Source organism: Pararobbsia alpina, assembly GCF_902859895.1.
Taxonomy (GTDB): Bacteria; Pseudomonadota; Gammaproteobacteria; order Burkholderiales; family Burkholderiaceae; genus Pararobbsia; species Pararobbsia alpina.
Window position 1 is genome coordinate 45,539 of the sequence record NZ_CADIKM010000027.1, and the last position, 22,048, is coordinate 67,586.

Here is a 22,048-nt window from a genome sequence, read left to right on the forward strand (position 1 = left end):
AGTCCCACTCCGACATCGAGCGTTGCGGGTTGAATCGCGTAATCACTGGCTGAGCCGCAGTTTGCTTCCGGTAAATAGTGACTGCTCAATGGCCAGGCCAAGCCGTGAATAATAACTATCTGACACATAGATAAGAAATGTAAGGAACAGACATGCGTGACGGCGGAACGGGGGGGAGACAGCGAAGGGGCCTTTATCGACGCGAATATCCATTGCATTGCTGATACTCGTCGCGCTGTCCTATGTCACCAACGCGATGGACCGTACGCTATACCCGCAACTGGTCCCCTATATCAACCAGCACTATCGATTTTCTCTGGGACAGGGTGGTTTCCTGGCGACGATCTTCGCGCTGGGAATGGGTATGGGTGGCCTTCCAGCCGGTTATCTGATTGATCGCATGTCCCGAAAATCAGTCACCATCCTTGGGATATTCATCTATTCACTGTTCACACTCCTGAACGCCTATGCACACAGCTTTTGGGATCTCAGTGCATACAGAGTGCTGACAGGCGTGGGCGAAGCATTGCAGCAGACGGCGCTTTTCACCATGGTGGGGACCTTCTTCTATCGGTTTCGAACGGCAGCAATCGGTTCGCTGAACGCAGCCTACGGGGTGGGCGCCTTCCTCGGTCCGGTGGTGGGCATGCAGCTGTTTCTGGCGACCGGTGAGCGCTGGCAGATACCGCTGATCGTGTTTGGCGCGATTGGCCTCGCATTTTGCGTGATCTTCTGGCGTCTCGTTCCGAGCTTGTTCTCCGAGGCGAAGGGTTTGGCAGGGGCGATCGGCCACCGCCAAGTAGAAGCCCATCTGCCGATGCGTCTCGCGACGAAAAATCTGGTCCTGGTATCGACCGCCAATGTGATGATCGGTCTCTCTACATTTGGCTATCTGGGTCTCTATCCAACCTTCCTTAAGACGTCCCTGCATTTCAGTACGTCCGCGACAGCGTTTTGCGCGAGCATGTACGGAGTCGGCGCGTTCATGGGACTACCTGCGGGCTTTGTCGGTGACAAACTGAATCAGAAGCGGGTGATTCTCATCGCGGCGCTCTGTTCCATGCTGGTCTATCTGCTGATGTTCAACTTCGTACGATCGACGAGCGGGCAGGCACTGCTCAGCTTGCTGCAAGGTATCTGCGCCAGCGGCGTTCTGTTCGTCAATATCTATTCGCTGACGCAGCGAAGCGTACGCCATGAATTTCTTGGGCGTTCATCGGGTGTCGCCTCCTCAGCACACTATCTGCCTGCCGCCTTCTCGGGCGTGCTCCTCGGATGGATGGTCGGACGTCTGGATTGGGGCATGGCGGCGATCATTCAGTTGGGGATTTTTCCGGCGATTGCGATCGTCGCGATGCTTCTCTTCGACAACGCGATGACAACCCGGTTCATACCTCACGAGGCGGCAAACGATGATGTGTCATCGCCGACCTAGATGGAATTGTGTCACCCTCTCGAACGATTGACTGGAGTTGCCTCATGAATTTGTCGTCCGTTTCACATCCCGCGAGCCGGGCTGATCAGGCCCTTGCGCTAAACATGCGATTGATCGCCCATCATGAACTGGATGGCTTTGGCGGGCTCGGAGAGGGCATCTCCATGCAACTGACGAGGGACGGGCGTCGCATACTGTGGCTGGCGCACGAAGGCGCGCCGAAGAACTTCTCGGGTGTCGACGTTACCGATCCGCGCAAGCCGCGGCTCATCGTGCAGACGGATTTGCCGCACATGAAGCTGCGCTCCAATTCACTCGACGTGGTCGACGACATCATGGCGGTTGCCTATCAGGCAAGCGCGGCCGGTATCACACCCGCTGGATTTGAACTGTTCGACGTCAGCATACCGGAGAAGCCGCGCCTGATTTCGCATTTCGATTGTTCCGGACCGACGTCGCGCGGCGTGCATGCCTTGTGGTTCGTCGACGGAAAGTACGTTCATATGGCCGCTGGGGCCGCGGACTCAAAACCACGCAATCCGCTCGACGATCAGTTTTATCGGATCGTCGACGTATCCAACCCGTCCAAGCCCGTTGAAGCCGGACGCTGGTGGATGCCGGGCACGCAGGAAGGCGATACCGCCGAGCCGCCGGCACGGCTGCCCGCGAAGTTCGACACAGGCTTTCGCGCACACAACACGAATGTGTATCCCGGGCGTCCCGATCGGGCCTTCGTCGGCTACATCGACGGCGGCGCGGTGGTTCTCGATATCGCGGACAAGAGCAACATCAAGGTCGTGTCGCAATGGAATCACTCGCCGCCTTTCAACGGCTTTACGCACACGGTGTTGCCGCTCTTCGATCGTAATCTATGGATCGTCAGCGACGAATGCGTCCAGGACGACGGCGCCGACTGGCCGAAGCTCGTGTGGGTGGTCGACGCCCGCAGCGAAGCCAATCCCCTTCCGATCGGCACGTTTCCGGCGCCGCCGGTCGACGCATTCGTGAAGCGGGGTGGGCGCTTTGGCGCGCATAACCTGCACGAGAACATGCCCGCGCCGTGTTCGTTCCAGTCCGACACGATCATTGTCGGCACGTTCTTCAATGCAGGGGTGAGGGTCTACGACACGCGCAACCCTTATCGGGTGGAAGAGATTGCCTACTATGTTCCAAGCGCACCGGCACTCTCGCCGGTGGGTTCGGCGCAACTGAACGATGTGTACGTCGACGAGCGCAGGATCGTCTATGCGATCGACAGGTTTACCGGCGGCTTGTACATACTCGAGATGACCATCTGAACAAGCCCGAGTTTCCCATCATGTCATTTCGTCGCGACGCCTTGGCGAGCAAGCTGCCCGTCTCACTCATCACCGGCTTTTTGGGCAGCGGAAAAACAACGCTCATCAGCAAGCTGGTCCGTCACCCGGATATGAATCGAGTGGCCGTCATCATCAACGAGATAGGCGAGATCGGAATCGACCACGATCTCGTCAGCATGTCCTCGGAAAGCGTTTCCCTGTTGAGCAACGGCTGTCTGTGCTGTGCGCTGCGCACCGACCTGCAGGAGACTTTGCGCCTGCTGTTCGCGCAGCGGCGCGTAGGCGAGATTCCCGACTTCGACCGCGTCGTGGTCGAAACGACCGGCCTTGCCGACCCCGCGCCGATCTTGCAGACCCTGGTCAGTGACGCGTTGCTCGCCACGCAGTACCGGCCGGATGGCACTGTCACGCTGGTCGATGCCGTCAATGGCGCCGCTCAGATCGAACAGCATGCCGAAGCGACAAGGCAGATTGCGCTCGCCGACCGGATTCTGATCAGCAAGACCGATCTTGCTTCACCGGACGCGGTAGCGTCCCTCGAAAGGCGGATTGCCGGCATCAATCGACAGGCCAGCATCGTGCACATCGTGAATGGTCAAATCGACCCCGCGTCGATATGTGGGCTCGGTCTGGCGAGTTCGCTCGCGGGTCCCGCAACGCTGCGCTTCCTGGGCGAGCGGGACGAGGATTCAGGTACTGGCGATGGGCCTTACCTAGGCAAGCAGTTGACGCCGCTGCACGATCCGGAAATCAGCACGCTCTCTTTGCGTTTCGACAAGCCGTTCACATGGTCGGTGTTTACCTCGGCCATGTCGCTATTGACCTCGATGCGAGGTCCCGATCTGTTGCGCGTCAAAGGAATTGTCAACGTAGACGGCGCGCCGGTGCTGGTGCAAGCGGTGCAGCACATCTTTCATGAACCCGTCAGCCTGGATCGCTGGCCCAGCGAAGACACCGGCAGCCGGATCGTGTTTATTACTCGCAACATCGACGCCGACGCGATTCGCAGCTTGTTCACCGCGGTCACTGCGCTGGGGGAGGGCGGTGTCAAACCGTGAGCATGGCGCGATGAGGCGCCATTGATCTCACTGACGCAAGAGCTGCGTCAACATTTCGGAGGCTTTCTTCAGCATCGGAATGAGGGTGGGAATACGCGCGTTGGACATTCGTTCGTGAATGCTTGCGACGGTGATGGCCGCGATCGGTAAGCCGGCGGCATTGATAACGGGCAGGCCCACTGCGGTGATGCCTGGCACCGCGTGCTCACCGATCAAGGCATAGCCGAGCGTGCGTGCACGTTCCCAGTAGTCATGCAATCGGTCGACTTCGAGGTTGCTGTACGCGTCCAGACGCGGCTCGATCGCTTCGATGATCTTCATGACCTCCTGCTCGGGCAGCGCAGTCAGCAGCGCGAGCCCGCCGGCGTTGACGCCCAGCGGCTGACGGGCACCGACCGGGACCACCGGCGTCTGAATGGGATGTGAGCCTTCTTGCCGGGCGAGGCACACGACGTCGTTGCCGCTTCGAACAAACAGAAACGATGAGTCACCCGTTTCGTCCGCAAGCTTCTGCAGCACCGGCTGACAGACCTCGTGCAGATTGTACTGATGCGCGGCCGCAAGCCCCAGTTCGAAAAGCAACGCACCCAGGCTATACCGGCGCGAGCCAGGATGCTGAACCAGCATGCGCTCCTCAGTCAGGGCCTTGAGCAAGCGGTGCGCCGTCGGGCGTTCCAGGCCCATTTTCTCGGCGACATCGACGAGGCGAAGACCGCGTTCGGGTTGTGCCGCCACCAGCTTAAGCGCACGAATCGCGCGATGAATGGTCTGCGCGCCGGATACAGAAGCAGGCTTCTTGGTCGTAAGCATATCGAAATGAACTCCACATACTGGACTATTTTTTGCTGTGATTGACCGTGCGAATATCAGGGCCATAAGATCGCTTCAACTTTATATTAAATTAAATTTCATCACATGAATACGCCTTCGAGGTGGGTCCCGCGCCCTGGTCTGCTGAGATGAATGTCGCACACCCAAACGACCCGTCGGGCGTCTTCGTCCCGGATGGCATGTTCAACGTGCGTGGCGCTTCGGTGGGCCCGCTCGAGCGCTTGCGCGTCGGTGTCAAAGACGTGTTCGACATAGCCGGGCGTATTACGGGCGCGGGTAATCCGGATTGGCGCGCGACGCATGCCCCCGCGGCCCGTCACGCGCGAGTGGTTGACATGCTGCTTGCGAACGGTGCCGACGTCGTGGGCAAGACGCTGACCGATGAACTGGCATACAGCCTGAATGGTGAGAACCACCACTACGGCACGCCGGTCAACCCGGTTAGCCCGGTGCGGATCCCGGGTGGGTCTTCAGCCGGATCGGCCGTCGCGGTTGGCAGCGGTCAGTGTGATATCGGCCTGGGTACAGATACCGCGGGCTCGATACGGTTGCCTGCCACGTTTTGCGGAGTGTGGGGCTTTCGCCCGACGCACGGCGCGGTGAGTTCGGATGGCGTAGTGCCGCTCGCGCCGAGCTATGACGTGGTCGGCTGGATGACGCCCACCGTTGAGCTGCTCGCACGTGTGGGAGAGGTGCTGTTGCCGCCTGCGAAGGACGAAGTTGGCCTTCTTCCGCGACGGCTGTTGCTGCCGGAGGACGCATGGTCGATGGCCGACTCGATGGTAGGCGATGCCTTGTCGGACGGCGTGGCGCGACTTGGCGGTCACTTCGCGCGAACCGCTCACGGACCGCTGAGCGCCAACGCGCTCGAACTCTGGCAGCAGGTCTTCAGGGTCACTCAGGGCAGGGAGGCCTGGAAAACCCATGGCGCGTGGATCAGGACGAACGCCCCGGCCTTCGGTCCCGGCATTCGCGAGCGTTTCCAGTGGGCATCGACCATCGACGCCGAAACCGCCGCAAAGGCGAGTGCGCATCGCGCAGAGATCACCGAAACGCTCGACGAGATACTGACCGGTGCGCTGATATGCATTCCCACTGTCGCTTATGTGGCTCCTATGAAGGGCACGGCCGCCAGCGAAGAGAACCGCACCCGCGCCTTGTGCCTGTTGTCCATCGCCAGCCTTGCGGGGCTGCCGCAAATCACCGTGCCGATCGTGCACGCAAATGGATACGCGGTCGGCCTATCGCTCATTGGTCCGCGCAACGCGGATCGGTCGTTGCTGGCCTTGGCCGAAAACATTCCCGATTGGGTTTGACGGCAGTTTCCGCGAACTAAAGCGGGGTTTGATGCCACGGACGAACTCCCCCAACGGTAGTTCGAAGGGCAGTTTTTATTAATAAAAATTAAAAGGTAGAAAGCATGAAACGGGGATCACTGCTCACTTTGCCATTGATGGGGATTGCATGCGCAGCACATGCGCAATCGTCGGTCACACTGTACGGAGTGCTCGATGACGCGCTTCAGTATGTGAATGCACAGCCGAAGAAGGCGGGAAGCCTAACGAATCTGATACAGGGAGGAGAGCGGCCGTCGCGCTTTGGCGTGACCGGGACGGAGAATCTGGGTGACGGAGTCCAGGCGATATTCCGCCTCGAAGCCGGCATCGATCCGAATTCCGGCACGTCCACTCAGGGCGTCTTATGGGGACGCTATGCCTACGTTGGTCTTGCCAGTCGATACGGCACACTGATGCTCGGCCGCAACGCGACCCCGCTGTACGATTTCGCGCGCCTCTACGATCCGGAGCACGTATATAACTACGGGATCGTCAAGCAGGACGCCGCGTTCAACGATCGTGCAGATAATGCCGTCAAGTACACCGGACAATTCGGTCCGTTCTACACGGCCCTGCTTTACAGCACGAGTTACAGCGGTGCCGGCGAAGTCGCTGGACAACCGAAGGTGGGTCGCGCAGCGTCGGCACAAATCGATTACGCAAGCGGTCCCTTCGAGATGGGCGCCGTGGCCGAACAAATCTTTGGCTCGACCGTGCAGACGCAGAATGACCGTTACCGTTACCTCTCCATTGCCGCAAACTACAAGCTGGGCCAGGCGCAAGCGTTCCTCGGGTTCAAGAATGCGAACGCGAATGTATCGGGCCGCCCAACAGTGAACACGCTGTGGTGGACGGGCGTCAACTACAGCCTGTCCCCGGTATGGAAGATCAACGATGCCGTCTACTACACCGACTATTCGGGAACGTCCTCGAACTCACTGACCTTTGCGGCCACGGTCGACTACTACCTGTCGAAGGCCACCAACCTGTATGTCAGCGCGTCGTACGCGCGTAACAATGGCTTGGCGAATATCGGGGTCAACGGTCTCGGCACGACGGATCCGGGCACGAATCAGACGGGCGTCATGGTCGGCATCAGCCACTTGTTCTGATACTCCGATCAGCGCAGCAATACGCGTCTGCATTCCCACTGCGTTCGGCTCTCTCATGAAGTCGGACGAGGTCATGGCGCTGTCGGAACTTGCCGCCTGATTTTGCCGCCTGAGCGGCCCACTCAAGAAAGGAACTGCATCATGTCGAAGATTCCCCGTGAAAGAATCGATCATTCAGCGATCGTCGATCGACCGCCGATCAAGTTGCCAGGCGACGCCCGAGTCATCGTGTGGAGTATCGTCAACCTCGAGGCGTGGGACATCTCTCGGCCGATGGCGCGCCAGGTCCTGCCCGCGCCGACAGGCGCGGTGATGCTGCCCGACGTGCCGAACTGGTCGTGGCACGAATACGGAATGCGGGTGGGGTTCTGGCGGTTCAAGAAACTCTATGACCTGTTGGGCATCCGCCCGACCTTGTCGATCAATGCGCGTGTGTGCGTCGACTATCCCCGCGTGGCGGCCGCTTGTCGTGATGCCGGCTGGGAGTTCATGGCGCACGCGTATGAACAGATGCCGATCCACAAGGTGGAAGACCAGAAATCGATGATCGAACGCAGCATGGACATCATCGAGAAGTTCGCCGGCAAGCGCTCGGTCGGCTGGTTGGGACCGGGGCTGACGCAAACGCTGGAAACCCCCGAACTGCTTGCCCAGGCTGGCGTCAAGTACATCGGCGACTGGGTGTACGACGATGAACCGACGACGATCGCCACGGACAATGGCCCGTTGGTCACGCTGCCGTACACGATGGAAAACAACGATATCACCATGATGATGGTCCAGCATCATGAAGCCGCCTACTGGACGCAGAAGTGCATCGACACGTTCGATCGCTACTATCAGGAAGGGGTCGAGCGGCCGAAGATCATGGCGATCGCGATCCATCCGTATATCAGCGGGCAGCCGTTCCGCATCGGATACCTCGAAAAGGTCTACGAGCACATCAACCGGCATGCGGGCGTGCTGCACTGGAACGGCGAACAGATCCTCGACTGGTATCGCGGCGAGGAGAGCCGGCTAAGCGGGGCAAGTTGAAGTCGGCGAGGTCCAGCCCGCTCGCCGGCCTCGAGGCGATCGTCCTCTTCACGTCACTTTCGTTTGCTCTCCATCAGGCTGGGTCGACTCAGGCGGATGGAGAGCCATGATCGGCAGTTTCACATGAAAACCCACATGACCCTCTCGAAACGCCTGCTCCTCACCTTGTTTGTCGCCCTGTTTGCCTTGATTTTCGTCGGGGGTATCGGCCTCTGGCGGCTCAACCAGGCACAAGAGCGCTTCGAGTATATCCAGGCGAATACCATCCCCAGCATCAAGGAGCTTGAAGACACCAAAGCCGATATGCGCGGCTACGCCAGGCTGAGCTACCAGTACATCCTGAGTACCGATGACGCTGGCAAGGTCGCCGTCGATCGAGCGGTCGAGGCCCTCAACAAAAGGATCGATCAACATCTCGCCACGTACGAGCGGGATGATGTCTCGGACGACAATGACCGGAAATTACTCGAAGCCGATAAGGCGAATTTCGCCGCCTACAAGCTCGCCCTGCACGACTTCTACGCGAAGGCCCGCGGCGGCGATCTGGATGGTGCCGAGGCCATGCTGTTGGATCGCGGGGCTGTGCACACTGCGTCGGTAACATTGACAACCGAGCTGGATCATCACAACGACTACAACAACAAGGTCGGCCGCGAGCTACGCGAAGCGAACAACGCCGATTACACGCAGGCCTTCTGGCTACTGCTGAGCTCCATTGCCGTGGGGTTGGTGGTGAGCGGTGCTCTTGCCGTGCGTCTGTACCGCTCGATCAATTCGGGCTTGAGCAATATCCAGCAGACGTTGCAGCAAGTGAGCCAGTCGCTGGACCTGACCCACACGGCGAAGGTTGAACGCATGGACGAGATCGGCCACACCGCAACGGCCTTCAATGCCTTGCTGGCGCGCCTGGCGGAAGTTGTCGGTGAAGTCAGGCGCGCGGCCGGTTCAGTCAGCGTCGCCTCCAAGCAGATCGCCAGCGGCAACACCGATCTGTCCCAGCGCACCGAAGAACAGGCTGCCTCACTGGAGGAAACGGCCTCGAGCATGGAAGAGCTGACGGCCACGGTGCGTCACAACGCAGAAAACGCAAGGCAGGCCACCACGCTGGCGAATACCGCGTCGGATATTGCGCGGCGCGGTGGGGATGTCGTCCAACGCGTCGTCGAAACAATGCACGGAATCTCCGATAGTTCATCGAAGGTGGCCGAAATCATCACGGTGATCGAAGGCATCGCCTTCCAGACCAATATCCTTGCGCTCAACGCCGCGGTCGAGGCCGCGCGCGCCGGCGAACAGGGTCGTGGGTTTGCCGTCGTGGCAGGCGAGGTCCGCACGCTCGCCCAACGCAGTGCGACCGCCGCCAGGGAAATCAAGGACTTGATCAGCGAGTCGGTGAATCGGGTGGAGGTCGGCTCGAAGCTTGTCGAGGAAGCGGGCGGCACCATCCATGAAATCGTTCGCTCAGTGACGCAGGTGACCGCCATCGTGGGCGAAATCGCGTCGGCGTCGGAAGAACAGAGCACCGGCATCGATCAAGTCAACCAGGCGGTTAGCCAGATGGACCAGGTGACCCAGCAAAACGCGGCGCTGGTCGAAGAAGCGTCTGCCGCGGCGCAGTCGATGGCCGAACAGGCGCAGAAGTTGGGTGACGCGGTCGCGGTGTTCAAGGTCGACAGGACGATCGGCAACCCCGGCTCGACGGGTGCGCCGCCACTTATGACCCCGCGTGTCGCGATGCCGCGTCGCGCGCTGGGCAGGACACCCACCCAGGCTCTCGCAAGGAGCCCCGCCCAAGCGCAGCTGGCCGGGCCGAGCGATGACTGGGCGACGTTCTAACCCCGCCATGCATTGGCGAGCGGTATTGACGACAAAAAATACGCTGATCCGTGCGCAATCGCACCTTGCTCCGGGATGGCGGTTGCTAAGCTAGCGCCAACGCGTTGGCCTGCTTTGCCTACGCTGTGGTGGGGCAACACGACGATGAGAGCGTGACCCACTCGGCGGCGTCGGGGATTCGCATACAAACATCCCTGAACGAGGAGAAGGTCATGTTGAATAGACCTGGGCCGTCCCGAACCAGCGCGTGGATTCTGCTGATCTTCATTTACTACATTGCCGCAGCATCATCGTTTGGCGGATTCTTTACCAAATGGCATTTCCGCGACGACTCACCGATGTCGCTGCGGCTTGCACTGGACGGGACGCAGAAGAGGCCATTTGTCTATCGGCAACTTCTGCCGTCGACGGCCAATCTGATAGACAGCGTGATCCCCGAGAAAGTGAAAGTGCCGCTGCTGCACAAGCTGGCTGGCGATACACCAGACGCCAATCCGATCCAGCGTTTCTTCCCTGGCGCGACGGACGCCGTCGTTCCGGAGTACGCGGTGCGCTATCTGATCGTGTATGTGATGACCTTCCTGTCGATGTTTGCGGCACTGTTTGTGATACGGGCCGTCTGTATCGAGTTGATCGGCGACAGGGTGGCGGCGACGCTCGCGCCGATCGTGATCTCGGCGGTGTTTCCTTTGATCCTGACCGAGGGTGGCTACTTCTATGACATGCCTGAGGTGCTGTTCATGGCGCTGGGCATCTGGCTGACGCTCAGACGGCGTCTCGTCTCGCTGGTCGTCGTGGTGTTTCTTGCTACGCTCAACAAGGAGTCTTATCTGTTGTTCGTCCTGACGCTGTATCCGATAGCCGCGATGCGTTATTCGCGCCCGCAATCAGGGCTGCTGATCGGCGTGCTGCTGGCCGTGGCCGCGGCAGTCAACATGGCGGTGAAACATCGGTATATGGGCAACGGTGGCGGCATGATGGAATATCAGTTGGCCGAACACGCACGGTTCCTGCTCAATCCGCTCAACTACCTGCGAACGGAGATCAACTACGGCGTGTCCACAACGAAGGGCTTCCACATCCTTCATCTGTTGCTCATTGGTATTCTGGCGAAGATCGGGTGGCGCAGCTTGCCGCCGGCTGTCCGCACGCAGACATGGTTAGCCGCCTTGATTAGCGTGCCGCTTTTTATCGCGTTCTGTTTCAAGGACGAGTTGCGAAATCTGAGTTTGCTGACAATGCCGTTTGCGTTTCTGGTGTGTGCGACGATTTCGGTGGTGCTCGCGCAGACTGAAAAGCAAGGCGCGCACCAACCGGTCATGCCGCGGGAGCGGGAGCCGCTTCTTGCGCAGGGCGAGCGTGCGAGTGCCGGGTTGACTACCCGGAACTCCACGTGAGCGAAGGAATATTCCTACGCTTGCTCTCTTTCATGCCAGTCATCGATGTCAGTTCGCGCCCGATGCTCAAGCGCACTGAGTGCCATCAGCGGGTCGATCTTGGCCCTTGGAACGACTATTTCGATCGCCGGTGGGCCGTCCTTGTTGATATTTCCGTCAGTTCGTTCAATCTCAGCGTGACATACCCACTGAACGCCAAGCTCATCCGCCACGGCATCGGCGGTCACTCGAAAACCACGATATTCAAAAGCCATCATCCCTCCAGACGCTCAAGGACATGCAGGTCCCTCGACCACCTCTACAGTGAGGGCTGCAAGAAAAGACTAACATGTGAGCATAGTGTTCTGCAGTGCAGCATCGATTTCGATTGCAGATGGATGACCCCCGCGCCAAGTGAGCGCTTGGCTGAAAAAGGGGGACACAGCACCACAGAATGTCCGGCGAGTTTGTCCAGAAGACATGCAAGGAGAGTGGCTGCTTAACTATGGTCGAGCGCGGTCCCCTCGGTTCGACCTTCGCCGCTCGTCGGCTCCACCGCAACAGGTCTGGCTCATGCCTTCGTGCTCGCGGGTTGATCCCTGAACGCCGCCTCTCCGGCGTCCGATACCTCGACCCACTTCTTGTCGGGCGCTGCGTCCGGGACGTAGTTGTCGTGCCAGTTCCACCACTTGTAGGTCGGGGTCTGAGGATAGCCCTCGGGGGAGTCTTCCCAGACCTCCTGCCGGCCCAGCGGCGTGATGTCGAGGTAGTTCCAGGTGCTCCCCATCTGCTCGTCGCCGCGGCTGTTGATGAAGTAGGTGCGGAACACGCGGTCGCCGTCGCGGTAGAACACGTTCGTGCCGTGCCACTCGCCCACACCGAAGTCGGCGTCGAAGCTGTCCGTGAGGGTGAACCACGGCATCTCCCAGCCCATGCGCGCCTTCAGTCGTGCGATGTCCGCCTGAGGCGCGCGCGAGACGAAGACGAGGGTGGTGTCACGGGCGTTCAGGTGGGCGACGTGGGCGACCTGATCGGCCACCATGGAGCAGCCCCGGCAGGCTTGGTCCGGCCAGCCGAACACTCCCGGCTCGAAGAAGGCGCGGTAGACGATCAGCTGACGCCGGCCCTCGAACAGATCGAGAAAGCTGACCTTGCCCGCGGGCCCCTCGAACGCATACGTCGTCTCCACGGCCATCCACGGCATTCGCCGGCGCTCGGCGGCCAGCGCGTCACGGGCGCGGGTGTGGGCCTTTTCCTTCACGAGCAGCTGCTCGCGGGCCGCCTCCCACGCCTGCAAGGACACGACCGGTGGTGTGTGCATGGCAGGCTGTCCGTCTTTCCGTCCGTTCTCGGCTGATGTAGTCATGGCTTTTACAACCTCCTGAAGTGGGCGAGTTCCCGCGCCTCATGGCTGAAACGCGATTTCATTTGCTGCGCATCGCTCGTCGTTGACCGTGACATAGCTTGGCACCGGAAACTGAACGTTGGGAGTAACAAGTTTGGCGGTATTCGGATGGCCCGAACCGGGACTATGGACATGCGGCAGCCGCCGCGACATAAAGCAAGATGGCTATCACTACCACCGCGGTAAATCCAAGGTGAATCGCCAGCACTGTGGCCAGAACCGCGGCGACTACCGAAGTACAGGCATTGATGCCCCACGCCCAGGGCACGAGCGCTTCGGCGCTGGCGGCAACGCGCGCGAGCCCTAGTGGAAAGGGTATGCCCATCGCAAACGCGAGCGGGGCGACGAGCAGCACGGTGATGGCGATCCTGGCTGGATCGGGGAGGAACATCAGCAGCGGGAACAGCGTGGGGAGGATGGCAACGTAAAGCAGCGAGATGAGGGAGATGGCCAGGATAGCCCTTGCCACCGGGGGGCGGCCATTGCTGATCCAGCTCGAGCTCGACTCGGGGTTGAGTAGAAGCACTCTGTCCCTCTGCAGGCGCTGCGAGTATCGGCTTCCCAGTCCGGCAAACAAAAGGAACGCGCACAGCACCACCGCCACCGCATAGAGGGGGTGACTCAGGAACAGGATGAACTTTTGGATAAACGCGATTTCGACGAACATGAACGCGAAACCAATCGCGACGAAATAGAGTGCAAATCGCCGCCCGGATAGGGCCGCTGATGCTGTGGTGTCGCCCGCAGGAGTTGCCGTTGACACTGATGAACTGTGTGCGAAGGGTGAGCGGCGCCTTATCATCCAGAGCGGCAAGAGGATCAATATCAAAGCTGCCAATGTGGCCTGAAGCAGTGTCGCGATCAGCACCGGGTAGCCCCATTCCAGCAAGGGCAGGCCGCCTTGCTCCTTCAAGGCGAGGAGCTCGGGCAGCGAACGCCATTTGAAGAAGTGAAAGAAGTACGGTTTGTCGTCCGTGGTGGGCCGGACATCGAACTTGTAGCGTGCCCAGAACTCGTCGCGATCGGTGCTCAGCAAGGCCTGTGCGGCTTCGAAGAAGTAGGGCTTGTCAAGCACGTTGTAGCGGTTCGCCTCCGCGGCTTGCATGCCGGGGTAGTATCCGACGTCGAACGAGCGGACACGGCAGAAGTCCCGCAGGGCGACGATTTCCGCGCCATTGAATTCCCCGTTCTTGACCAGCAGGGTCGTCGTGTTCCAGCCGCGGATCAGCACGAGGCGGCGGGAGGGTTGCGCCACGCCGGCGCCCTCCATGGCCACCATCCCCGTCGCGAACAATCTCAGGATGTCGCGTGGCGGCAGCGTGACCCAGCGCGTGATCGCCAACATGCCGCCCGGGTTGAGATGGCGAAGATAGTCCTGGAACGCTTGCACCGTGTACAAATAGTTCTCGGAAAGCGCATAGAGGCCGGCCGATGAGGCGCTGAACGAATCCAGCAGCGCTACCTGGATGAGGTCGTAGCGCTCGCCTCGTCCAGCGATGAAGCCACGCGCTTCTCCGGTAAAGACTCGAACGTTGGGTGCGCTGAAAGGTTTGCCCGAGAAGTCGGCAAAGCGACCTTGCACCGCATCGATTATCTGTGGATTGAGTTCCACCGCGTCGATTGCGCTCGCCTGGTGGTATAGCGCCTGCAACACATCCGCTCCGGCGCCGCTGCCAAGTACGAGGACTCTGGGGCGCTCGAGCAAATGGTAGGGAAGCGCGGAAGTCAAGTAGTCCAGGTAACTGAGCGGCTCGCGCCGTCCGTCATATCGATTGAGCGCGGAGAGTCCGTCTCCATCGGTAAAGACTCCCAATTGGGGTGGCGGCTCCATGGTCGCATTGAGGCTGAGTCCCGGTGCGTGGCGGAAAGGAATCAAAGGGCTTTCCACTACCGTGACGAGACCAAGCGGGCTCGAGCTTTCAGCGACTACGTGTGCGTCCTTGATGCGCAGGGCCTGGCTTAGTTCCTTGTACTCGGAGGGCCGTAGAGCAATCCAGTCGCGCGGCAGGCAGACAGGCAAAATGGCCGCGGCTGCGAGCAACAGCACCGGCAACCAGCGTCGATGCCAGCGACACTCGATGCATGCCAGCGCGGCTGCCGCCAGACCCACACCGCCCAGAAGCCGGAGCGCATCCAGTGGAGCAAGGGCAAATAGCGCAATGATGATGGCGAGGCTGCCTGATCCGGCGCCCACGATATCAAAACTGTAAATGCGGGAGATCTGATCATTGAACCGCGTGAAGGTGAGGCAGATACTTGTCGCGGCGCAAAAGAAAGGGACGAACAAGAGCAGATAAATCAGGAGCAGGCGCAGGGGCTGCCGCGGATCCCACAGAATCTCCAGGGGATTGAACGCGACGCGCTGGGCGAAGGCGAAAGAGGCGACCGCGGAAATGCCGAACAGAACGGCGCCGCCAGCGAACACGGCCGCGAACCTGGGCACCAGCAAGCGGTGCGTCAACGCCACCATCGCACCGGCCGCCCCGTATCCCAGCAGGGCAACACTGATCATCATATAGGCGAAGTGGTGCCAAAGGATGATGGAAAACAGGCGCATCAACAGGATCTCGTAACCGAGGACCGCGGCCGAGAGCAGGGAGAGGGCGAATAAAGGCGCAGCGGGCATGATCGCGTGAATGGGAACCGATGCGGCATGACGGACGCGCTCGACCCATGGAAAGGCAGGTGTGCGGGATCATCGTCCTTTCACACCTCATTCCTGAATCAGTGCGCCACTAATGGCACGAATCTGACTGGCAAGATCTGTTGGGTGGAAACCGTACCGTCGTCCGATTTTTCAATCAGCAGCAGGTATTGGGTCAGAAACTGCGCGCCCACCGGAATAACCATCCTGCCGCCTGGCTTCAATTGCCGCATCAGGGGGGGAGGGACATGGCTCGCAGCCGCGGTGACGACAATAGCGTCGTAGGGCGCGTGGGCTTCCCAACCGTAATACCCGTCGCCCACCCTGGTTTCCACCTGCTTGTACGCGAGCCGTTGCAGACGCTCCTGCGCCTGCCTTCCCAAGGGTTCCACAATCTCGATCGTATACACCGCTCGTGCCAGCGTAGCCAGGATCGCCGCCTGGTAACCGGAACCGGTGCCGACCTCGAGCACGACATCAGTGGGCTTGACCCTCATCAGGTCGGTCATCAGGGCAACGATGTAAGGCTGCGAGATGGTCTGGCCATAGCCGATGGGAAGCGGCCTGTTCTCGTATGCGTAGGGCTCCTCCTCGGGTGGGACAAACTTGTGGCGAGGCACCTGTTCCATGGCCGCCATGACGCGCGCATCGAGGGCATGCCTGCCGGTTTCGGTACTGGTGTCCGCAGTGAGTGCTGCGATAACCTTGACCATTCCCGCCCGGCGGGACGCAAAATCGTCGGCGGCGTGAACACCGGAATACAGCCACGCCATTGCGATGGCTGGAATCAGGATGCGCGACCAGAGCGTGACGGGTTTCACGGTGCCGCCCCTGTTGCCTGATGCACAAGGAATCTCAGGGCCGTTCGGCCGCTACCTGCTTCATCGTGCGGCATATTTCCTCGACATGACGATGATCAGTGCCGCAGCAGCCACCGACCACCGCCATGTTGGGCAAGAGCGTGTGCAGTGCGCCATATTGCATGCCTAGTTCGCTCGGATTGCCATCGTCCAGATCGACGGCTTCATCCAATTCGGCATGACTGCGCCGCGACGCATTGGCGCGCAATCCACGAATTCGCTTCAACCAGGCGCCCTCGCTGCGCAACACCTCTTCGAAATGCGACGGATGAGCACAATTGATCATGTAGTACACCGCATAACTTCCGGTGTCGGCGTCGGTGCGCTCGATGGCTTCACGCAACGTTTCGCCCGATGGCAGCCGGCCATCCGTTTCCAGCGTGAAGGAAATGGCGATCGGCATCTCGCATGCTTTCGCTGCGTTGACGATGCCAATGCCTTCCTCCGAATAGTTGATGGTGAAGGCCGCAACCATATCGGCATCCGTCCGGGAAAACGTCTCGACCTGTTGCAAATGATAGTCGCGTGCCGCATCGGCGCTCATACGGGCATCGACGCGGTATCCGTCGCCGCGTGGACCGAGGTTGCCGCTGATCACGATAGGTGTGACCGGGCTTTCGTATTCGGCACGGACACGCACGAGCAGGGCGATCGCCTTGCGATTTGCCTCAGCGAGCGTGGTGTCTGAATAGCCCAGTTTTTCTGCCCAATCCCGATTGGCTCGCCAGGTCGGCGATTCCAGCACGAGACCGACGCCATGGCGGCGGGCCATTTCGGCATAGCGCTTGAAATAGTCCTCGAGCAGCGCGGTGCCTTCATCGTTCTTGAGCAGATCGAAGGCAGCGAAGTACGGCAGGTCGAGGCCGTTGTGAAAAATCAGCGTGGTTTCGAGGCCGCCGTCCGTCATGAACAAGCGGTCATCGAGTTGCGGCAGGTGTTGACGGTATTGGCTCATGATGGTGGTCCTTCAGGGGTGCGACTCTTTCCCGGCGGATTGGCACTTCATAGCGCGCGAATACAGTGGCGAAACAGGATCCCTGAGTCGTTCGACGAGCGCTGGCCTCACCGCGCTTCATACAGTTTAATCAAGCAATTCCCTTTCTCGTGAAAGGCAAAACCTATCTTAGGAACTATTCCGTAGGTCTATCATAAAAGAGAACATCGGAATATGCCGCACTCGGATAGGAGCCCAACCATGGCACCACGTTCCATCGCATCGCTGTCGATCAGTTTCGGGCTGGTCTCCATACCGGTGAAGCTCTTTTCGGCAACGGAGAGCAAGTCCGGCGTGAGCTTCAATCTGATGCACAAGGGCTGCGGCACGCGGCTCAAGCAGCAGTACATCTGTCCGACACATCAGAGCGTCGTCGAGCGCACTGACATGGTCAAGGGTTACGAGTTCGAAAAGGACAAGTATGTGCTTTTTGAACCCGCTGAACTCGAGGCGCTCGAGGCAGGCGCGCAGCACACCATAGACATCGTGTCGTTCATGCCCGCCGATGCCATCGATCCGCTTTTCTTCGACAAGGCCTACTTCCTCGCTCCGGACAAGCGGGGCGGGAAGCCATACCAGCTGCTCGCTCAGGCCATGATGGACACAGGCACCTGCGCGCTGGCCCGATGGGTGTGGAAGGGCCAACAGCACATGGCGCAGCTAAGGGCGACCGAAGAGGGGGTGGTCCTGCAGCAGTTGCTGTACGCCGACGAAGTTCGTTCAATGGCGGGGTTGGAAATAGAAAGGCCGGAAGTCAAACCCTCGGAACTCGCGCTGGCTGAGCAACTGATCGCGCAGTACCGGGTCGAGGGCTACGACGCCGCCTCCTATGCGGATGAAGAAAAGGTACGCATTCTCGCCGCGATAGACCGGAAGATCGAGGGCGAGCAGATCACGGCAGCGCCGGAAATGCAGCAGAGTGGAGGCGAGGTGATTGATCTCGTTGAAGCGTTGCGCGCGAGCCTTCAGCGACGCAAGGGTAAAGCGGCACAGCCCGCCGCCGAGTCGCCGGCGCCGAAATTGCGCAAGGCAGCCAAGCGTGCGCCGGTCGTGGAAGTCGAAGAGGCGCCGGCAGCGCTACGCCGCAGGGCTGTACGCAAGTGAAGAGCGAGCGCGATCACGGCTTTAGCCTCAAGGACGTGCAGCGGATGCTCGGCGTGTCGACTTACGTGGTGCGGCGTCTGGTCGCCGCGGGTTTCGTGCGGCCTCGGCTGGGACGCAATGCACGTGATCCGCGCTTCTCGTTTGGCGACATCGCGATGTTGCGCACGGCGCACTCGTTGCGCGAAGCCGGCGTGCCACCTGGAAAAATCGTTCGCGCGCTGCAACGTATGCGCGATCAATGGGTCGCGGATGCGCCGTTAACCGCCATGCGCGTCACAGCCGTCGGTCGCGAGGTCGCTGTGCGAAGGCACGACCAGGCGTGGCTCGCCGAGTCGGGACAGTTGTTGTTCGAATTCGAACCCAAGCCGGCTTATGCATCCCCGGTGACCAGCATCAATCGCATGCTGACAGGCGCCGGCGGGACAATCGCACAAACCGAACCCGATGACGCGACCACGTTTTTTCGGCGCGGCGTCGACCTCGAGAGGAAGGGCGACCCTTACGCGGCAGAACGGGCGTACCGGGCGGCCATCGCGGCCGCCTCGGACCACATTGACGCCGCGCTCAATCTGGGTTGTCTGCTCTGCGACGGGGCCCGATACGTCGAGGCTGCGCAAATCTATCGGCTGACTATCGAGCGAGCGCCCGATCAGCCTGTCCTGCACTACAACCTGGGCGTAGCACTGGAGGATGGCGGCGACGTTCGTGGAGCACTCGCCGCGTACGACGCATGCCTCTCCCTGTCGCCAGATTTCGCGGACGCTCATTTCAACGCGGCACGGTTGCACGAGCAGCTTGGTGACGTCACACGAGCCATCCGCCACTTCAACACCTACCGGGCGCTGCGACGCAATCGGTGAGGGACTCCAGTCCATACCCGGCTGGTGCCGAGCCGCCCTCGCGGCATCGATCTTGTCGTCGTACGCGATGATTCAACGCTTTCCAGCTCAGGGTATGTCACATCATCCCGCCCATGCCGCCTGGACTTCCGGTACCGCCTCCGCCGGTGTTGGTGCCTGGCGATGTCACAATCGGATGTGCGGCTCCCATCGTCGCCATGAGCGAGACTGCGGCGACGTCCGGCTCGCCATTGGCGTTGATCGCGCCGCTGGCGAGGAGCGCTTCGAGATCACTGTCCACCCCCGGCTGACCGACAGTGAATGATGTGCTCAGAAAAGCGGGCGTGGAAAGCGTTACACCGTAGGTTTGCTGAAGATTCTGTACGACAGCGGCCTGCGCCGTCAGAACGTTGGCCTGAGTCGTAAGCGCCTGCTGAAACTGCGTGTTCGACGCGAAGCCGGCGATCAGCCCGCTTTCATTCGTGCCGAGTTGCGCGGCCAGGTATGACAGCAATAGATCCGTCTCCGGCGTGACATTAAACGTGCCGCCCGCCAACGCCGTGGAATGCAGTATCGTCCCGCCCGAGTTCGCAGCGATCATGCAGGGTGTCACTGCGCTGAACGTCGCACGGTAGTTTCCGTTCGCATCTGCTGCAACCGATATCGAGCCCTGCGCGCAGTTGATGCTGATCGCCGCGTTCGCCAGCGCCTTGCCAGTTGCCGCCGTACCCGCGATCGAGACCATGGACATATTGCTTGCGCTGCCGCCGCCCCCGCAGCCGGCGAATAGGGCAACGAGCGCCATGAGCAGCGTTGCGCCGACGGATCGAATGACGGGCTGTTTCCGAATGCTCATCGAAGTCTGCCGTGGGTTCGGGTATGTCGGTTAAACGATTCTGTGCGGCGATCTATTCCCTCTCTGGCGCCCACGCTCTCCTTGGTTTTAAGCCCCCTAGGAAAGGTAATAGTTGCTTTTTTGAGAACAGAATCATTACAATGACCTTTCTTTGTTCGCGCAGCAATGGAGGATCTGATGGTTCTATATCACAGGGGTGCAGCGATTCAGCCTTCAGCGATGAGGCAGGGCAACACGTTCGTAGCCCGTGCCTGCCTCTTGAAGGAGGACGGTGAATCCACCTCTCTGGGCAATCTCGGGCAATTCGCGAGCCAGACTTGCGCATATGAATTTGCCGTTCGATGTGCAACTGCTTTTGTGGACGGCGAACCCATGCCCCGCGGTCCGTTTCAGGCTGTCACCCCGCGAATAGAGGTAGAAAAGTAGCGATTGACGCAGACGTGGCAGCGGTCTTCTGTCGGTCCACAAGACAGGTGAAACCCATGCATATCAAATCGTTGCTGACTGGTATCACCCTCACGCTGATTGCCATCACGGCAACCGCGCATCACGGCTGGAGTTCATACGACTCGAGCAAGGTCCTGAAGATCGAAGCGCCACTCTCCGAGGTTCGCTACCGCAATCCCCATGCTGAAGTCACCATTCAGTATCAGGGAAGTCCATGGGAAATCGTCCTGGCACCGATCAGCCGCATGGAGGCACGCGGTCTGCCCGAACAGGCGCTCACAGTCGGCAAGGTCGTGACGATCGAGGGCTATCCGCGACAGGACGGCGTCCACGAGATTCGCGCCGAACGCATCACGGTCGACGGCAAGACAACCGAGTTGCGCTAGGTATAGTGGCGCCGCGAGGCTGCTTTCTCAGGTGAACAGACCTCGATGGATATCGCCAGCCTCGCCAGCTCTCTCGAAGCGTCATCAATGGCCGCGTGGCTGCGCGGTTCCATGTGGGCTTATCCGTTTGTCAATCTTGTCCATCTGTTCGGATTGACGCTCTTGATCGGGCCGATCGCGCTGCTCGATTTGCGGCTGCTGGGACTCGGACGCCGGTTTTCCCTGGTGGACGTGTCTGCCACGTTGACACCTTGGGCCGTTGCGGGTTTGCTCATGCTGTTCGTCAGCGGCTGCCTGCTGTTCAGCGCCGATGCAGTGCCCCTCCATAAGAACCTTTTACTGCAGATCAAGCTCGCTTGTATCGTGCTGGCGCTCGTGAACGCGCTCGCCTTTCGCCGTCTGTGGACGCACAGGCTGCCTGAGTGGGACGTTCATCCTCCGCTGTCGGGGCGTATCCAGGCGGCATTGTCGCTTGCGTTGTGGCCGGCCGCCGGCACTTTGGGGCGTCTATTGGCATACCGCTGACAATGCTGGTCCACCCCAGAAGTGCCAGAATGCAAAAAGTGCCGTGACACACCTCATGAGTGCCGGCCGTATCTCGTTCTCCTCGCCATGGCCCGCATTCTTGATACCCGATCGGAGTTTCTGATGGTGCGCTGGTTCTTCGGCGGTATCGCCTTGGGCGGCGTGACTTGGGCGTGTTTCAAGTTTGGGCTCGACTTGACCACAACTGGACTGATTTATCTGGTTGTCATCGTCCTGCTGTCGCTCATTGGAGCCTTCGGTTTATCCGTAGTTTTCTCTTTCGCCGCCATTGCTTGCCTGACTTTCTTCTTTGCCAGGCCGCTGTTCAGTTTCCGGGTAGATGCCCCAGACGATATCTCGGCGCTGGTTGCTATTCTGATCACGTCACTGGTCATCACCGTACTGGTCAGACAGGTCCGCCGACTCGGGGATGCACAGCGCGAACAGGCTCGGCTCCTCGATCTCACTCGCGACACCATTTTCGTTCGCGACGTGAACGATGTGATTACATACTGGAATCACGGCGCCGAGGAACTCTATGGGTGGAACAGGACCGAGGCGATTGGCAAGGTCACGCATCAACTGTTGAAAACCCGTTTCCTCATGCCGTTTGACGAGATCAAGGAAGCATTGCTGCGCACCGGGCGCT

20 protein-coding genes are annotated in these 22,048 nt (G+C 60.1%); 13 read left to right on the forward strand and 7 right to left on the reverse strand.

Annotation, left to right across the window (positions count from 1 at the left end):
- The first annotated feature begins 217 nt into the window (after positions 1-217).
- From HV670_RS21235 to HV670_RS21245, 3 genes are read left to right on the forward strand one after another with little or no spacing between them, the layout of a single operon-like run.
- The gene (locus HV670_RS21235; protein WP_175106846.1) at positions 218-1,435 is read left to right on the forward strand and encodes an MFS transporter; all 1,218 of its coding nucleotides are present in this window, start codon (positions 218-220) and stop codon (positions 1,433-1,435) included.
- 44 nt (positions 1,436-1,479) lie between these two features.
- A complete protein-coding gene (locus HV670_RS21240) occupies positions 1,480-2,733 on the forward strand; it encodes an LVIVD repeat-containing protein (protein WP_217478485.1) in 1,254 nt (417 codons plus the stop codon).
- Positions 2,734-2,753: 20 nt separating this feature from the next.
- A complete protein-coding gene (locus tag HV670_RS21245; RefSeq protein ID WP_175106847.1) occupies positions 2,754-3,812 on the forward strand; it encodes a CobW family GTP-binding protein in 1,059 nt (352 codons plus the stop codon).
- A 27-nt stretch (positions 3,813-3,839) separates the two neighbouring features.
- Here HV670_RS21245 and HV670_RS21250 read toward each other — a convergent pair whose 3' ends face one another.
- Positions 3,840-4,622: an IclR family transcriptional regulator gene (locus tag HV670_RS21250; RefSeq protein WP_175106848.1), complete on the reverse strand. Its 783-nt coding sequence runs from the start codon at positions 4,620-4,622 to the stop codon at positions 3,840-3,842.
- A gap of 149 nt (positions 4,623-4,771) precedes the next feature.
- On the opposite strand from HV670_RS21250, the gene HV670_RS21255 reads away from it, so the two are divergent.
- The 5 genes from HV670_RS21255 (at position 4,772) to HV670_RS21275 (ending at position 11,360) form a co-directional block, all read left to right on the forward strand.
- A complete protein-coding gene (locus HV670_RS21255; RefSeq protein ID WP_175106849.1) occupies positions 4,772-5,959 on the forward strand; it encodes an amidase in 1,188 nt (395 codons plus the stop codon).
- Between the two features lie 104 nt (positions 5,960-6,063).
- The gene (locus HV670_RS21260; protein WP_175106850.1) at positions 6,064-7,092 is read left to right on the forward strand and encodes a porin; all 1,029 of its coding nucleotides are present in this window, start codon (positions 6,064-6,066) and stop codon (positions 7,090-7,092) included.
- 141 nt (positions 7,093-7,233) lie between these two features.
- Positions 7,234-8,127, forward strand: coding sequence for a polysaccharide deacetylase family protein (locus tag HV670_RS21265; RefSeq protein WP_175106851.1), 894 nt, complete (start codon positions 7,234-7,236; stop codon positions 8,125-8,127).
- A 135-nt stretch (positions 8,128-8,262) separates the two neighbouring features.
- Positions 8,263-9,963 carry a methyl-accepting chemotaxis protein gene (locus HV670_RS21270; protein ID WP_175106852.1) on the forward strand — a complete coding sequence of 567 codons (1,701 nt, stop codon included), beginning with the start codon at positions 8,263-8,265 and terminating at the stop codon, positions 9,961-9,963.
- Positions 9,964-10,175: 212 nt separating this feature from the next.
- Positions 10,176-11,360 carry a hypothetical protein gene (locus tag HV670_RS21275; RefSeq protein WP_175106853.1) on the forward strand — a complete coding sequence of 395 codons (1,185 nt, stop codon included), beginning with the start codon at positions 10,176-10,178 and terminating at the stop codon, positions 11,358-11,360.
- Positions 11,361-11,374: 14 nt separating this feature from the next.
- On the opposite strand, the gene HV670_RS21280 is transcribed toward HV670_RS21275, so the two are convergent.
- The 5 genes from HV670_RS21280 to HV670_RS21300 form a co-directional block, all read right to left on the reverse strand.
- Positions 11,375-11,617, reverse strand: coding sequence for a hypothetical protein (locus HV670_RS21280; RefSeq protein WP_175106854.1), 243 nt, complete (start codon positions 11,615-11,617; stop codon positions 11,375-11,377).
- A 293-nt stretch (positions 11,618-11,910) separates the two neighbouring features.
- Positions 11,911-12,705, reverse strand: coding sequence for a DUF899 domain-containing protein (locus HV670_RS21285; RefSeq protein ID WP_175106855.1), 795 nt, complete (start codon positions 12,703-12,705; stop codon positions 11,911-11,913).
- A gap of 163 nt (positions 12,706-12,868) precedes the next feature.
- Complete coding sequence (locus HV670_RS21290) at positions 12,869-15,370, reverse strand: spermine/spermidine synthase domain-containing protein (RefSeq protein ID WP_175106856.1); 2,502 nt, start codon at positions 15,368-15,370, stop codon at positions 12,869-12,871.
- A gap of 98 nt (positions 15,371-15,468) precedes the next feature.
- Complete coding sequence (locus HV670_RS21295) at positions 15,469-16,161, reverse strand: protein-L-isoaspartate(D-aspartate) O-methyltransferase (protein ID WP_175106870.1); 693 nt, start codon at positions 16,159-16,161, stop codon at positions 15,469-15,471.
- Between the two features lie 82 nt (positions 16,162-16,243).
- The gene (locus tag HV670_RS21300; RefSeq protein ID WP_175106857.1) at positions 16,244-17,203 is read right to left on the reverse strand and encodes a homocysteine S-methyltransferase family protein; all 960 of its coding nucleotides are present in this window, start codon (positions 17,201-17,203) and stop codon (positions 16,244-16,246) included.
- A gap of 240 nt (positions 17,204-17,443) precedes the next feature.
- Between HV670_RS21300 and ku the strand changes: the two genes are divergently transcribed.
- Together ku and HV670_RS21310 are read left to right on the forward strand one after the other, a co-directional pair.
- Positions 17,444-18,346, forward strand: coding sequence for a non-homologous end joining protein Ku (gene ku / locus HV670_RS21305; RefSeq protein ID WP_175106858.1), 903 nt, complete (start codon positions 17,444-17,446; stop codon positions 18,344-18,346).
- Complete coding sequence (locus tag HV670_RS21310) at positions 18,343-19,206, forward strand: tetratricopeptide repeat protein (protein ID WP_246257777.1); 864 nt, start codon at positions 18,343-18,345, stop codon at positions 19,204-19,206. Before ku ends, HV670_RS21310 begins: the two co-directional genes overlap by 4 nt.
- 97 nt (positions 19,207-19,303) lie before the next feature.
- Here HV670_RS21310 and HV670_RS21315 read toward each other — a convergent pair whose 3' ends face one another.
- Positions 19,304-20,041, reverse strand: a complete 738-nt coding sequence (locus HV670_RS21315; protein ID WP_175106859.1) for a hypothetical protein — start codon at positions 20,039-20,041, stop codon at positions 19,304-19,306.
- Between the two features lie 482 nt (positions 20,042-20,523).
- On the opposite strand from HV670_RS21315, the gene HV670_RS21320 reads away from it, so the two are divergent.
- The 3 genes from HV670_RS21320 to HV670_RS21330 all read left to right on the forward strand — a co-directional run.
- Positions 20,524-20,874, forward strand: a complete 351-nt coding sequence (locus tag HV670_RS21320) for a DUF6152 family protein (RefSeq protein WP_175106860.1) — start codon at positions 20,524-20,526, stop codon at positions 20,872-20,874.
- Between the two features lie 45 nt (positions 20,875-20,919).
- Positions 20,920-21,399 carry a hypothetical protein gene (locus HV670_RS21325; RefSeq protein WP_175106861.1) on the forward strand — a complete coding sequence of 160 codons (480 nt, stop codon included), beginning with the start codon at positions 20,920-20,922 and terminating at the stop codon, positions 21,397-21,399.
- Positions 21,400-21,522: 123 nt separating this feature from the next.
- Positions 21,523-22,048 (forward strand): DUF4118 domain-containing protein (locus HV670_RS21330; protein WP_175106862.1); only part of this gene is annotated, 526 nt, incomplete at its 3' end.